The sequence below is a fragment of the Cronobacter malonaticus LMG 23826 genome (assembly GCF_001277215.2).
GTDB lineage: Bacteria > Pseudomonadota > Gammaproteobacteria > Enterobacterales > Enterobacteriaceae > Cronobacter > Cronobacter malonaticus.
Map to the genome: position 1 here is coordinate 359,127 of NZ_CP013940.1, position 13,864 is coordinate 372,990.

A 13,864-nucleotide genomic window follows, 5' to 3' on the forward strand; every position below is an offset into this window, starting at 1 on the left:
TTATGGCGACTTATTCTAGCAACGATTTTCGTGCCGGTCTTAAAATCATGATGGACGGCGAACCGTACGCCGTTGAATCCAGCGAATTCGTTAAACCGGGTAAAGGTCAGGCGTTCGCGCGCGTTAAGCTGCGCCGTCTGCTGACCGGTTCTCGCGTTGAGAAAACCTTTAAATCCACCGACTCCGCCGAAGGCGCTGACGTTGTGGATATGAACCTGACTTACCTCTACAACGACGGTGAGTTCTGGCACTTCATGAACAACGAAACCTTCGAACAGCTGGCTGCGGATGCCAAAGCCGTTGGCGACAACGCGAAATGGCTGCTGGACCAGGCTGAGTGCATCGTGACCCTGTGGAACGGCCAGCCGATCTCCGTTACTCCGCCGAACTTCGTTGAGCTGGAAATCGTGGATACCGATCCGGGCCTGAAAGGCGATACCGCTGGCACCGGCGGCAAGCCGGCGACCCTGTCTACCGGCGCTGTGGTAAAAGTACCGCTGTTCGTACAGATCGGCGAAGTCATCAAAGTGGATACCCGCTCTGGTGAATACGTTTCCCGCGTAAAATAATCTCGACTGTTATCTGCGGCGTGGTGTCGCCACGCCGCATATTTGCAGAGACCGCTCCATGAAAACCCCGCTGTTACGTCCCCTTTTAATACTGCTGCTCTGCTCGCTTGTCAGCGCCTGTAATACGGCTCGTGGCTTTGGCCAGGATATTCAGCATCTCGGCCGCGCGATTGAGCGCGCGGTACAATAGTTCTTCTGTTCCTAAAAATCGTTTCTTTCCGGCAGCTTGTCAGTTTTTGTCTATGCTTAAAAAGCTATACACAAATAACTTAGGCTATAAAAGGAAGAGATTATGGTTAAGAAAACAATTGCGGCGCTCTTTTCAGCACTGGTCCTTTCTTCACTGTTGACGGCCTGTAACACCACGCGTGGCGTAGGCGAAGACATTCAGGACGGCGGCAGCGCGATTTCTGGCGCAGCGACTCGCGCATCGCAGTAATCTTTGTGACGACGGTACGGCTCCTCCCGGTGTCGTACCGTTATCTCACACACATCTCCGGCAGCGGCACGAACAGCGAAAAGCGGTTATCGGCGCCAAGCTTCATGCGAATATTGCGTTTATAGGTGTAAACCGTTTTAACGGCGATACCCATTTTGCGCGCAATTTCTTCATTGCTCATTCCCACACTCCACCATTCCAGAATGCGCTCTTCGCGCAGCGTCAGTAACGGTGTCACCGTTTTCGGCTCGCCGAACGGCGGACGAGACATCAGCGCTTTGCCAATTATCTGGCTTAACTCGCGTAGCGGAATACTTTTATCCACGATGCGCCACGTAATTTGCTGCGAGCAATAGTCATCCAGCACCTCTGAGCTACCGCCTTGCAGCAATATAAGCCGCGTAGTGTTGCCGCAGGCGGCAAAAATCGACGAGAACTGATTTACGTGGTGGATATCTCCCATAAATCCGTGAAGATCGGCAATCACCATATTAGGTTGCCATTGAATAAGAAGCTCGCGCGCGCGCAGCAAGTGATCGGTTGCCATCACGTGGAACGGTGCCGCGAAATCTTCAGCGTGGTTAAGCCAGCTTTCGAGCCCGGTACGGCTGAAATGACAGCGGTCAACCAGTAAAATTTTATACATGCTCGGATTCATTATGGAGAGAAAGACGCACCTGCTGATGCCAGCAGGAAAGTGTTTCATCATAGGAAGATTTATCGCTAACTGAACCCGTGATGTACGCGCACAATCGCGGCTATTTCCTGGCTTAACTCACGAGAATCCGTTGGTTTAGGAAAAACCTGGTTGCAAAACGCACACTAAGAAGGGATGATCGCGTTGTTTATCACCTGGCCTTGCGGGACGACCTGCAAGCGCGTCATGTTGAACGGGGACGGCCCCAAATAACCTGGAGCTGAATATGTCCTGGTTCATTCTGTTTATCGCTGGTCTTCTGGAAGTGGTCTGGGCCGTCGGCCTGAAATATACCCACGGTTTTACGCGTGTTGTGCCAAGCTTTATCACCGTTTCGGCGATGATTGTCAGCATTGTGCTGCTTTCATGGGCGATGAAAAGCCTGCCAACCGGCACGGCTTATGCCGTCTGGACGGGGATCGGCGCGGTAGGCGCGGCCATTACCGGCATTCTGCTATTAGGTGAGTCGGCAAGCCCCGCGAGGCTGATAAGCCTGGGGCTTATCGTCGCGGGGATAATCGGCCTGAAACTCAGTACCCATTAACGGGCGCGCTGGTTTACCCAAATCAGTTTTTCCACCGCAAAGCCCTGACGGGTCGCGGAATCCAGCAGATCCTCTTTCACTTGCTTACTGATGGTTGGCGTGCGGGAGAGGATCCACAGATAGCTGCGATCCGGCCCGCAGATCAGCGCGTGCTGGTAATCTTTATCCAGCGCGATAATGTTATACCCGCCGTAGAACGGGCCGAAGAAAGAGACCTTCAGTGCGGCGCGGCGGGTATTGCCGGTGAAGTACGCTTTACCTTCGCTCTGCTGCCATTTGTTGCGATCCGGGTTAAAGCCGCGGTTGATAACGTTCAGGCCGCCATCCCCACGCAGGCTATAGGTCGCGGTGACCTGCTCAAGACCGCGCTCAAAGCGGTGATCGAAACGCGCGATTTCATACCATGTGCCGAGATAGCGGTTAACGTTAAAATCCTCCACCACTCTGACACCGCTCGGTGGCGTCGGAGTGCTGCAGGCGACCAGCAGTGCCGCGGTCGCGACGGTAGCTACAACAGGGAGTAGTCGAATACGCATGGCGAGATCCTTTTGTTTTTACTGCTAAGTGTAGATGCCCGCAGCGGTTTTGTAATATCAGAGAAGGGAAATAGTCAGGAAGAAAAACGCCGCTTCGTGAGAAGCGGCGACAGGGTTCAGATTGTGGCTACGCCAATCAGCGTCACGACCGTCAGAATGGCGGCCAGACCATAGAAAACCCATTTCCCGGCAGGAACGTGGATTTTCAGGTCGTGCATACCGTGATGAATGCGGTGCAGGCCGCACCACAGCGGCAGTACAATCATCAGGAACAGGAACAGACGGCCCACCCAGCTCTGGGCGAACGCCAGCACGCGCTCGTAGCTGAATGCACCTTCCGGTGCCATGCCGAGCGGCAGCAGAATGCCCACCAGCAGAATGATGACCGGCGCGATAATGGCGCACCACATGCCGCCTGCGCCAAACAGCCCCCAGAATACCGGCTCGTCGGAGCGTTTCGGGTGTTGATTAATCACGATATCCTCCTTACCAGAACAGGGCGACAAACAGCACGATAATGGTGACAAGTACCGTCACGCCCCACAGCCCGCGGATCATCGGCTCCGGCCCGATTTTTTCGTCTTTAACTACCACGATGGCGGCTTTCGGTGCGAGCTCAAACCAGGTTTTGGTGTGCAGCAGCGCCGCCAGCAGTGTGATGATGTTCAGTAACACGACGACAGGGTTTTGCAAAAAACCGACAAAACCGGCCCAGCTCTCCGGGCCATGCTTAAGCGCGAAAAGACCATAAATCAGTACGATGCTGAACCAAACGGCAGGCACCGAGGTGCCTTCGCGCAGCATGTAAAAGCGGTAGAAGGGCAGTTGTTTCCACCAGCCTGTTTCCATCGTCCGTACATAAGGCTTACGTTTCGAGGTCATCATTCACTCCTTGCGCCGGGTTTGAGCATGGCGATTAAGAAATCCTTCGAGCTCTCTACTTTGCTCTGCTGGATAGCCGCGGCCGGATCGACATGTTTCGGGCAGACTTCCGAGCAGAAGCCGACAAACGTACAGGTCCATACACCGTTCTGGCTGTTCAGTTGCGGCATGCGCGCCTTCTGACCTTTATCGCGGCTGTCGAGGTTATAGCGGTGCGCGAGCGTAATCGCTGCCGGGCCGATGAACTCCGGGTTCAGGCCAAACTGCGGGCATGCGGCGTAGCACAGGCCACAGTTGATGCAGCCGGAGAACTGATGGTATTTGGCCATCTGTGCCGGTGTCTGGGTGTTTGGCCCTTGTTCCGGCTTACGCGGGTTGCCGATAATGTACGGCTTAATGGCTTCGAGGCTCTCGATAAAGTGGGTCATATCGACAACCAAATCGCGCTCGATCGGGAAATTCGCCAGCGCCTCAACTTTCATCCCGGATGTGTAATCGCGCAGGAACGTTTTACAGGCGAGTTTCGGCATGCGGTTGACCATCATCCCGCAGGAGCCGCAGATGGCCATGCGGCACGACCAGCGATAGCTTAAATCCGGCGCCAGGTTGTCTTTGATATAGCCGAGCGCATCCAGCAGCGAGGTTTGCTCATCCCAGGGCACGTCGTAAAACGCGCTGTGCGGCGCGTTATCGGTTTCCGGGTTATAACGCACGACTTCAATGCGCAGCGTTTTCATCTCAGCCATTCGCCGTCTCCTTTTTCTCGGCCGCTTCCGATTCCGCGCCATACACGCGTTTCGCCGGAGGCAGAGTGGTAATCTTCACGTCGCTGTAATCGAGGCGGGTGGTGCCGTCGGCGTCGCGGAAGGCGAGAGTGTGACGCAGGAAATTCACGTCATCGCGCTCGGTGCAGCCTTCGTCAAGACGCTGATGCGCGCCGCGCGACTCTTTACGCGCCATCGCGGAGTGCGCCATACATTCAGCGACGTTCAGCCCGTGGCCAAGCTCAATGGTGTAGAGCAAATCCGTGTTGAAGACGCTGGAAGTGTCGCTGATGCGCACGCGCTTAAAGCGCTCCTGCAATTCAGCAAGTTTGTCGATGGTTTTCTGCATCAGCTCCGGCGTGCGGTAAATGCCGCAGCCTTCTTCCATCGAGAGACCCATTTCATCGCGAATTTTCGCCCAGCTTTCGTTGCCGTCCTGGTGCACCAGCGCGTGCAGACGCGCTTCGACATCCGCCGCCTGCGCGTTCAGCGCGTCGTCGCGGGCAGACGTCGCTTCCATTGCGCGATCCATCGCCTGCGTGCCTGCCAGCTGGCCGAATACGACCAGTTCCGCCAGCGAGTTTGAACCAAGGCGGTTCGCGCCATGCAGCCCCACTGACGAGCATTCGCCCACGGCAAACAGCCCTTTAATACGGGTTTCGCACTGCTGGTTGGTTTCGATGCCGCCCATGGTGTAATGCGCCGTCGGGCGTACGGGAATCGGCTCTTTGACCGGATCGACGCCCACGTAGGCTTTCGCCAGTTCGCAAATGAACGGCAGCCGCTCCAGCAGTTTTTTCTCCCCGAGGTGGCGCAGGTCGAGATAGACCACATCGCCGCGCGGTGTGGAGATGGTGTTGCCTTTGCGCCACTCGTGCCAGAAGGCTTGTGACACTTTGTCGCGCGGTCCCAGCTCCATATATTTGTTCCTCGGCTCGCCGAGCGGCGTTTCCGGCCCCATGCCGTAATCCTGTAGATAGCGATAGCCGTTTTTGTTGACCAGAATGCCGCCTTCGCCGCGGCAGCCTTCCGTCATCAGAATGCCGGAGCCGGGCAGGCCGGTCGGGTGATACTGCACGAACTCCATATCGCGCAGCGGAACGCCGTGTGAGAGCGCCATGCCCATGCCGTCGCCGGTGACGATGCCGCCGTTGGTGTTATAGCGATAGACGCGCCCCGCGCCGCCGGTCGCCATTACCACCGCGTTCGCCCGGATCTGCACGAGCGTGCCTTCCATCATGTTCATCGCCACCAGGCCGCGGGCCTGGCCGTCGTCCACCAGAATATCGAGGACGAAATGCTCATCGAAGCGCTGGATTTGTGGAAATTGCAGAGAGGTCTGGAACAGGGTGTGGAGCATATGAAAGCCGGTTTTGTCGGCGGCAAACCAGGTCCGCTCGATTTTCATGCCGCCAAAGCGTCTGACGTTGACCGAGCCGTCCGGTCGGCGGCTCCACGGGCAACCCCACTGCTCAAGCTGAGTCATTTCGCGCGGGCAGTGTTTAACGAAATAGTCCACCACGTCCTGCTCGCACAGCCAGTCGCCACCTGCGACCGTGTCGTGGAAATGATACTCAAAACTGTCATGATCCTGGGCGACAGCCGCCGAACCGCCTTCGGCGGCGACAGTATGGCTACGCATCGGATAGACTTTTGAAATCAGTGCGATTTTAGCGTTGGGATTACGCTCGGCCGCCGCAATGGCTGCCCGCAGTCCCGCGCCGCCGGCACCGATAATGGCGAGATCGGCTTGAAAAGTATGCACGACATTCCTCCGGGTTTTAGTTATTCCCACCGCGCGGTAACAAAGGCGAAAACTCGGGGCTGCGCGGGGGTAAAGCGTTCCCCTGCTCCTTTTTGGGTAGGTGAGTATAACCTTAGCCCTTAAGGGGAAATTTGATGTGTTCGATTTTTTGGGGCGGTGCGGCGCGTTTTACACGCTGGGTTAATTGAAGTGGCTCACAAAACGCAAATCTGGCGTTAATAAGAGAAAAAGTGCGCAAAATTTGTCTGGCGAACGGGATACGAGTAGACTTCGTGCCCTTGTTTGACGACGGAGAAAGTATCATGAGCGAGACGGCCACCTGGCAGCCGAGCGCATCCATCCCCAACCTGTTAAAACGCGCCGCCATCATGGCGGAGATCCGCCGTTTTTTTGCGGACCGCGGCGTACTGGAGGTGGAAACCCCCTGCATGAGCCAGGCGACGGTAACCGATATCCACCTGTTCCCGTTTGAAACGCGTTTCGTCGGCCCCGGCCATTCCCAGGGGATCAATCTCTATCTGATGACCAGCCCGGAATATCATATGAAACGCCTGCTGGCGGCGGGCTGTGGGCCGGTGTATCAGCTGTGCCGAAGCTTTCGTAATGAAGAGATGGGGCGTCATCACAACCCAGAATTCACGATGCTGGAGTGGTATCGCCCGCATTACGATATGTACCGCCTGATGAACGAGGTGGACGATCTTCTGCAGCAGGTGCTGGAGTGCCAGCCCGCCGAGACCATTTCTTATCAGCAGGCGTTCCAGCGCCATCTGGAGATAGATCCGCTGTCAGCCGATAAAGCGCAGTTGCGTGAGGTGGCGGCGAAGCTGGATCTGAGCAATATCGCGGATACCGAAGAAGATCGCGATACGCTGCTGCAGCTATTGTTCTCTATGGGCGTTGAGCCGCATATCGGTAAGGATCGCCCGGTGTTTGTGTATCACTTCCCGGCAAGCCAGGCGGCGCTCGCGCAAATCAGCACCGAAGATCACCGCGTGGCGGAACGCTTCGAGGTCTATTACAAAGGCATTGAGCTGGCGAATGGTTTCCATGAACTGACCGACGCGCGCGAACAGCAGCAGCGTTTCGAGCAGGATAACCGCAAGCGTCTTCAGCGCGGTCTGCCGCAGCAGCCGGTGGATTACAACCTGCTGGAAGCGCTGAAAGTGGGCCTGCCGGATTGTTCCGGCGTGGCGCTGGGCGTGGACCGCCTGATTATGCTGGCGCTGGGCGCAGAGAGCCTCGCTGAAGTCATCGCTTTTACGGTCGACCGGGCGTAACGGCTGAATACTTACCTGTGGTGGGTGCGCTTCGCTTACCCGCCCTACGGTGTTAGACAAGGCTTAATTCCCTTTGTAGGGTGGGTAAGCGCAGCGCACCCACCTTTACGCCACGATTAACCGCCATAAAAAAGGAGCCTTGCGGCTCCTTTTTCGTTACATACTGCCCGGCGCGCGGCTGGTGCGCCCGGCTGAACTTAACGTTCGCGCCATTCGCTTGCCGTCGAGGCTCTCCAGGCGCATCTGGAACGGCGGGAAAGGCATCTCGATGCCATGCTCGCGGAAGCCCTGCAAAATCAGCTGATGGATTTCGTGACGTAGCGGCATGCGGTGTCCCATCTCGGCGGCGTGAATACGCAGCTCAAAGAGCTGAATACCCTGCTGCAAATCCACCAGGAACACTTCCGGCGGCGGGTTATCAATCACATACGAACACTTCTCGGCGGCGCGATAGAGGATCTGCGTTACCTCTTCACTGTTAGCATCCGCCGGGGCCGGCACCGTCAGCACCACGCGCGTGACCGAATCCGAGAGCGACCAGTTAATAAACTGCTCGGTAATGAACGCCTTATTCGGCACGATAATCTCTTTACGGTCCCAGTCGCTGATGGTGGTGGCGCGGGTATTAATGCGCGTCACGCTGCCGGTTAAATCGCGAATGGTCACGGTATCGCCGATACGAATCGGCTTTTCAAAGAGAATAATCAGGCCCGAAATAAAGTTGGCGAAAATCTCCTGCAAGCCAAAACCGAGCCCGACACCGAGCGCCGCCACCAGCCATTGCAGCTTCGACCACTCGATACCAATCATGGAGAAGCCCACCAGCCCGCCTATCAGCATCAGCAGATATTTGGTGATGGTGGTAATGGCGTAACCGGTGCCAGGCGTCAGCTCCAGGTGTTGTAGGACAACCAGTTCCAGCAGCGCGGGCAGGTTACGCACCAGCTGCGTGGTGACGATAAAGACCAGAACGGCGATCAGCACCGCGCCAAGCGTAATGGGCTCAATGCTCTCCACGCCCTGCACGGTTGAGGTGACATCCCACAGCGAAATATTCTCAAGGAATCCGAAAGCCGAGTGGATTTCCGACCACAGCACGATGACCGAAAGCAGCGCGATAAGCGTCAGGATCGAGCGCACCAGGCGCAGCGACTGGGCGCTTATCGCGTCCAGATCAAGCTCCGCAACTTCCACTTCCACGCTGCCTTCGGTGCTGTGCCCGTGGTGCGGTTCTTCTTCGCCGCGGGCGCGCTGGGCCAGGATTTCCGCGCGACGCGAGCGGGCGCGATCAAAGGCCAGGCGACGGCGCTGAATGAGCATCCAGCGACGAATGATATGGTAAATCACCAGCAGCAGAAACCAGATGGCGACAGACGTTTCCAGACGCGCCAGCAACGCCTGCGCGGTGGCGAGATAACCGACGGCCGCAGCGAGGATCGCCGTTAACGGCGCACACAGCAGCAGGTTCCACAGCAGCCGGTTGACCCAGTTATCGCCGTTGCCTTCTTTATCAAGAAAGAGCGGGAGACCCGCACGCTTGAGGCTGAGCGTGACGATCGCCAGCGCGCCGCAGATAAGCACAAAGCAGAGCCGCCCCAGCGAGCCGGAGAATTCGCGGTCGTTGAGATTATCGAAGGTAATCAGCGCCATGATGAGCGGCACGATAAAGCCGATGCTCATCAGGTAGTAGCGCATCGCGCGGGCGACGCGGTTGCGCGGCCAGCCGAAATGCGTGATAAACAGGCCGTTCGGGCGTGCGAAGGTCGCAGAAATCATCACGACCCACAGCAGCGGCACCGTGGCGGTGACGCCATCGCCGACCGCCACCGCGATAGGGTAGGGCCAGGCTTCGCGAAGGCCAAAGCCGAGCGTCGCCCAGAGCACCGGCAGCGGCGAGGCCACCAGAATCGACCAAAAGACCGTACGCAGCGTGAGCGAGAAGTGGTCCTGCGTTACCTTTCCGACGCGCGCGCTGGAGCGCTCCAGGAACGCTGTAAAGTGACGCCGCGAACTGATGCTAAAGCCGACCAGCAGCAGCGCGCCGAAGAGCGGCAACAGCGTCTCTTTGCTGGTCACCATCATTATGGCGGCTTTGCCGAGCTGGCCGAAAAAGTCGAGCGAGATAAGACGGCGCAAATCCTGAACGATATCCACTGGCCAACTGATGGTGAGCGGGCTGACGTCTGAAGTCCAGAACAGGTAGCGGTGCGTCGCCTCGTTCACTTCTTTCAGTGCGTCTTCAAGCTGGCTGTTCGCCACTTTCAGCTTGGTAAGCTCAAGGATTAACGTATCGCCGCCCTGTAGCAGGGAGCCGAGCAGTTCACGCTGGGTACGCAACTGGGCGTCGAGAATGCGGCTCTGCTCTGCCGTCAGCGGCTTGCCGTCCGCCTGCCGCAGCTGGCGCAGTTGCGGCTGCTTGTTGAGCTGATCTTCATAGCGCAGCCGATGAACGCGCAGCTGCGCCATCTCAGTATCGAGCTGCTGAAGCTTTGGCATCTCCGGCAGGCGCGACACTTGGGCACGCAGCGCCTCGCCAAGCACGTTCGACACACCAAGCCACTGTGACTGTTCACGCAGCGTGGTTAACGCCTGACGCACCTGCATGGTCTGGCTGGTGGCCTGACGCTGCTGGGATGCTACCAGATCCATACGCTGCGCCTGTTGGTTCAGCGCGCGCGACAGCTCGCGGTTAACGTTGAACTGCTCGACAATTGCCGGCGGCAGGTTGGTGCTGTTCTCGGCAAGCAGTTCGGTGCTTTCCAGCGCGCGCTCGGCTTCCTGCTGACGCTGGCTGTTAAGCTGATTGCGCAGCGCCTGAAGGTAAGTATCAAGCTGCTCACTCTGCTTTTGCGCCAGTTCCGCGCGCAGGCGCGCCAGCTCCTGGCGGTTGCTGGCGGAGAGCTGGGCAAGTTCGAGTTCGTCAACGCGGGCTTTTAGCTGGGCCGATTCCGCCTGCTGGCTGAGAAGCTGCGCCGCGCCAAGGGCATTAGAGCCGGTCGGCGCGCCTGCGCGGCGTTCCATCTCGTTAAGCTGGCGGCGCGCATCGGTTTGCTGCTGAGGAAGCTGGCTTAAGGAGTCGGCGATTTCACGCGCGCGATCCTGCTCTTGCTGCGCCTCGCGGCTCTTCTCCAGCAACTGGCTGCTGACCTGGAGGATCTCCTGGTTGAGCGCGTCGGTGGTAAGGCCGGTCGGCACCCGGCGCGGCTCATCGCGCAGATTGTTGAGTTGCTGGCGCAGCGACTGCGAAAGCTTAGGGAAGTTATCGATAACCTGCTGATATTGCTTCGCGCGCTCAAGGGAGGCTTTTCGCTCCTCAAGCGCGTTTTGCGCAGATTGTAAGGCTTCAACCACCTGCGCCTGATCGGGCTGGTTTTTGGCCGCTTTGGCCTGCTCCAGCTCCTGCGCTATCTGTTTTTCATCAGGCGCGGTTGCGGCGTTCGCCCAGAAGCTCAGGCTCCACGCCAGCAGCACGTAAAGGATCAGGCGCACGTCATTTACCTTTGAATTATCGGTCCTGGTCGTTATCTACCAGCGGGTTGGCTTCACGCTCGGCTTCGGCTTCTTCGGCTGAAATCACCGCAGGGGCGATGTCGGCTGCGACCGCCTCAACAGAAACCGCCAGCGGCTCGCCGAGACGCGTGACGGAGAGGCTTTGCAGATGCTCGACCAGTTCCACTTTGCCCGGCGCGAACAGATTGATAACCGTTGAGCCGAGCTTGAAGCGGCCCATCTCCTGGCCTTTCAGCAGCGCCACGGCGCCGTCGCTTTCGCCTGCCGGGTACGTCCAGCGCTTGATGATGCCTTCGCGCGGCGGGGTGATGGTGCCAGCCCAGACGGTTTCAATGCTCCCCACGATGGTCGCGCCCACCAGAATTTGCGCCATTGGTCCGAATTCCGTGTCGAACAGACAGATGACACGCTCGTTACGGGCGAACAGGTTCGGCACGTTCTGCGCGGTCAGGTGGTTTACCGAGAAGAGATCGCCCGGCACATAGATCATTTCACGCAGAATGCCGTTACAAGGCATATGGACGCGGTGATAGTCGCGCGGCGAGAGATAGGTGGTCGCGAAGGTACCGTTACGGAACAGATCGGCCATCAGATAGTTGCCGGCCAGTAGCGCTTCCAGCGAATAGTTGTGGCCTTTGGCCTGCAGGAGCTTATCGCCTTCGATGCGTCCGAGCTGGCTGATTACGCCGTCCGCCGGCATCACCAGCACATTCGGATCGGTATTCAGCGGGCGAACTTCATCACGCAGCGGACGCACGAAAAATTCGTTAAAGGTGCGGTAGCTGGCGGTATCGGGCTTCTGCGCCTCGCTCATGTTGACCTTGTAGTACTTCACAAACAGATCGATGACCAGTTTGGTCAGCCAGCCTGCGCGTTTGCTCGCGCCCCAGCCCGCCAGACGGGTGAGCCACTGTTTGGGCAGAATGTATTGCAGCGAAAGTTTGATTTCGTTTAACAAGGTAGCCTCCAGGCCAGTGTTTCGTCATTCCTGGCCCGGTTACATGCCGGGCCTGTCAGAAAAAGGGGCTGATTCTAACGACGCCAAGCGTAATTGTCAGTCGTCGCTTTCGGAAAAGTTTTTACGCGTTTTTACCTGCGCCATGCTTTCCAGAATCCGGTGATAGTTGTCGAAACGGGTTTCGGCTATCTCGCCGCGCTCGACGGCCTCGCGGATGGCGCAACCCGGATCGTTGCCATGCTTGCAGTCGCGGAATTTGCACAGGCCGAGATAGTCGTGGAATTCGATAAAGCCGCGGGTAATCTGCTCAGGCTCCAGATGCCACAGGCCGAACTCACGCACGCCGGGGGAATCGATGACTTCGCCGCCGCCGGGGAAGTGATAGAGGCGCGAGGCGGTCGTGGTGTGCTGGCCAAGCCCGGAGTTATCGGACACGTCGTTAACGAGAATCTGATTATCCTTGAGGCCCAGCAGATTGTTCAGCAGGCTCGATTTCCCGACGCCAGACTGCCCGGCGAAGATGCTGGTGCGGCCAATCAGCGCTTCTTCCAGTTCTTTCAGCCCTTCGTCTTTGTAGCTGGAAACCAGCAGGACGCGATAGCCGATATGACGATAGATATCCATCTGCTCGTTGACGAAAGCCAGGTCTCTTTCATCAAGCAGGTCAATCTTGTTGAGCACCAGCAAAGGCTCAATATCCAGCGTTTCACAGGCCACCAGATAGCGGTCGATAATATTCAGCGACAGCTCAGGCAGAATGGCCGAGACGATAATAATCTGGTCGATATTCGCGGCGATAGGCTTTACGCCGTCGTAAAAATCCGGGCGCGTCAGGACAGACGTGCGCTCGTGCACCGCATCGACGATGCCTTTGCCCTGCACGTTTTCTTTCGCCGGGCGCCAGACGACGCGATCGCCGGTCACCAGCGAGCGGATAGTGCGGCGGATGTTGCAGCGGTGCACACCGCCGTCAGACGCTTCGACGTCGGCATGCTGACCAAAACGACTGATAACGCGGCCGTCGCGCGGCTCACCAAATTGCGAGTCGTCGGGATCGGCTTTCTCCGGAGTCTGTTTGAGCCGGCGCTGATGGTTCGCTGACACGCGGCGTTGCTGACCTTTGGAGAGTTTATTTTTGCTCAATCTTAATGGCTCCTGGTCGCCCCTGGTGGGCAAAACCTCTATGATACCAGCTATTGTAAATGAATTAACTGCCTGTCACCCCAGCGTGACGCGATACGGATGGAAAATAGCATGAGTGCCAATGAAAACAACCTCATTTGGATCGATCTGGAAATGACCGGGCTCGACCCGCGACAGGATCGCATCATCGAGATCGCCACCCTGGTGACCGACGCCAACCTCAACATTCTGGCGGAAGGGCCGGTTATCGCCGTGCATCAGTCTGACGAGCAACTGGCGCTGATGGATGACTGGAACGTGCGCACCCATACCGCCAGCGGGCTGGTGGATCGCGTGAAGGCGAGCACAATGGGCGATCGCGAAGCGGAACTGGCGACCATCGAATTTCTCAAACAGTGGGTGCCCGCCGGGAAATCGCCCATTTGCGGCAACAGCATCGGCCAGGATCGCCGCTTCCTGTTTAAATACATGCCGGAGCTGGAGGCGTATTTCCACTATCGCTATCTGGATGTCAGCACCCTGAAAGAGCTGGCGCGCCGCTGGAAGCCGGAAGTGCTCGACGGCCTTAAGAAACAGAACACGCATCAGGCGCTGGACGACATCCGCGAATCGGTAGCGGAACTCGCCTATTACCGCGAACATTTTATAAAATTGTGACGCAAGCGAGGGGCTAAGCCCCTCTTTTGTTGATAAAGTGATCGCTTTGGCGAATAAAAAAGCAGTCAGACAAAAATCACGAAAAAAAGCGTTTAAGGGGTTGCGGTAGAAATCATTTCT

15 protein-coding genes are annotated in these 13,864 nt (G+C 57.5%); 6 read left to right on the forward strand and 9 right to left on the reverse strand.

Features of this window, described 5'->3' with window-relative positions; genetic code table 11:
* The first annotated feature begins 2 nt into the window (after positions 1-2).
* From efp to ecnB, 3 genes are all read left to right on the forward strand, one after another.
* Complete coding sequence (gene efp, locus AFK66_RS01665) at positions 3-569, forward strand: elongation factor P (RefSeq protein WP_004386068.1); 567 nt, start codon at positions 3-5, stop codon at positions 567-569.
* 58 nt (positions 570-627) lie between these two features.
* Positions 628-759 carry an entericidin A/B family lipoprotein gene (locus AFK66_RS20945; protein WP_007778434.1) on the forward strand — a complete coding sequence of 44 codons (132 nt, stop codon included), beginning with the start codon at positions 628-630 and terminating at the stop codon, positions 757-759.
* A gap of 102 nt (positions 760-861) precedes the next feature.
* Positions 862-1,008 (forward strand): lipoprotein toxin entericidin B, encoded by a 147-nt coding sequence (gene ecnB, locus AFK66_RS01670; RefSeq protein WP_004386070.1) that lies wholly within the window; start codon positions 862-864, stop codon positions 1,006-1,008.
* A 40-nt stretch (positions 1,009-1,048) separates the two neighbouring features.
* Here the strand turns inward: ecnB and AFK66_RS01675 are convergent, their stop codons facing one another.
* A complete protein-coding gene (locus tag AFK66_RS01675) occupies positions 1,049-1,654 on the reverse strand; it encodes a response regulator transcription factor (RefSeq protein ID WP_032983509.1) in 606 nt (201 codons plus the stop codon).
* 277 nt (positions 1,655-1,931) lie between these two features.
* On the opposite strand from AFK66_RS01675, the gene sugE reads away from it, so the two are divergent.
* The gene (sugE, locus tag AFK66_RS01680) at positions 1,932-2,249 is read left to right on the forward strand and encodes a quaternary ammonium compound efflux SMR transporter SugE (RefSeq protein WP_007778429.1); all 318 of its coding nucleotides are present in this window, start codon (positions 1,932-1,934) and stop codon (positions 2,247-2,249) included.
* Here sugE and AFK66_RS01685 read toward each other — a convergent pair.
* The 5 genes from AFK66_RS01685 to frdA all read right to left on the reverse strand — a co-directional run bounded on the left by AFK66_RS01685 (position 2,246) and on the right by frdA (position 6,196).
* Entirely contained in the window at positions 2,246-2,779 is a 534-nt protein-coding gene (locus AFK66_RS01685) for a lipocalin family protein (RefSeq protein ID WP_032969035.1), read from the reverse strand. The two genes, sugE and AFK66_RS01685, sit on opposite strands and share 4 nt — an antisense overlap.
* A gap of 122 nt (positions 2,780-2,901) precedes the next feature.
* The gene (gene frdD, locus AFK66_RS01690; RefSeq protein ID WP_007778425.1) at positions 2,902-3,261 is read right to left on the reverse strand and encodes a fumarate reductase subunit FrdD; all 360 of its coding nucleotides are present in this window, start codon (positions 3,259-3,261) and stop codon (positions 2,902-2,904) included.
* 10 nt (positions 3,262-3,271) lie between these two features.
* On the reverse strand, positions 3,272-3,667 hold the full coding sequence (gene frdC / locus AFK66_RS01695) for a fumarate reductase subunit FrdC (protein ID WP_007778423.1): 396 nt from the start codon (positions 3,665-3,667) through the stop codon (positions 3,272-3,274).
* Positions 3,667-4,413, reverse strand: coding sequence for a succinate dehydrogenase/fumarate reductase iron-sulfur subunit (locus AFK66_RS01700; protein WP_007778421.1), 747 nt, complete (start codon positions 4,411-4,413; stop codon positions 3,667-3,669). Before AFK66_RS01700 ends, frdC begins: the two co-directional genes overlap by 1 nt.
* Positions 4,406-6,196: a fumarate reductase (quinol) flavoprotein subunit gene (frdA, locus tag AFK66_RS01705; protein WP_007778418.1), complete on the reverse strand. Its 1,791-nt coding sequence runs from the start codon at positions 6,194-6,196 to the stop codon at positions 4,406-4,408. Before frdA ends, AFK66_RS01700 begins: the two co-directional genes overlap by 8 nt.
* A 302-nt stretch (positions 6,197-6,498) precedes the next feature.
* Here frdA and epmA point away from each other — a divergent pair, with 302 nt between their 5' ends.
* Positions 6,499-7,476: an elongation factor P--(R)-beta-lysine ligase gene (epmA, locus tag AFK66_RS01710; RefSeq protein WP_007778415.1), complete on the forward strand. Its 978-nt coding sequence runs from the start codon at positions 6,499-6,501 to the stop codon at positions 7,474-7,476.
* 156 nt (positions 7,477-7,632) lie between these two features.
* On the opposite strand, the gene mscM is transcribed toward epmA, so the two are convergent.
* From mscM to rsgA, 3 genes are all read right to left on the reverse strand, one after another.
* Entirely contained in the window at positions 7,633-10,965 is a 3,333-nt protein-coding gene (gene mscM / locus AFK66_RS01715; protein WP_023897934.1) for a miniconductance mechanosensitive channel MscM, read from the reverse strand.
* 16 nt (positions 10,966-10,981) lie between these two features.
* Positions 10,982-11,944, reverse strand: coding sequence for an archaetidylserine decarboxylase (asd, locus tag AFK66_RS01720; protein ID WP_007778413.1), 963 nt, complete (start codon positions 11,942-11,944; stop codon positions 10,982-10,984).
* A 96-nt stretch (positions 11,945-12,040) separates the two neighbouring features.
* Positions 12,041-13,087 (reverse strand): small ribosomal subunit biogenesis GTPase RsgA, encoded by a 1,047-nt coding sequence (gene rsgA, locus AFK66_RS01725; RefSeq protein WP_007778411.1) that lies wholly within the window; start codon positions 13,085-13,087, stop codon positions 12,041-12,043.
* 111 nt (positions 13,088-13,198) lie between these two features.
* Here rsgA and orn point away from each other — a divergent pair, with 111 nt between their 5' ends.
* Positions 13,199-13,744 (forward strand): oligoribonuclease, encoded by a 546-nt coding sequence (orn, locus tag AFK66_RS01730; RefSeq protein ID WP_004385284.1) that lies wholly within the window; start codon positions 13,199-13,201, stop codon positions 13,742-13,744.
* Positions 13,745-13,864: the final 120 nt, after the last annotated feature.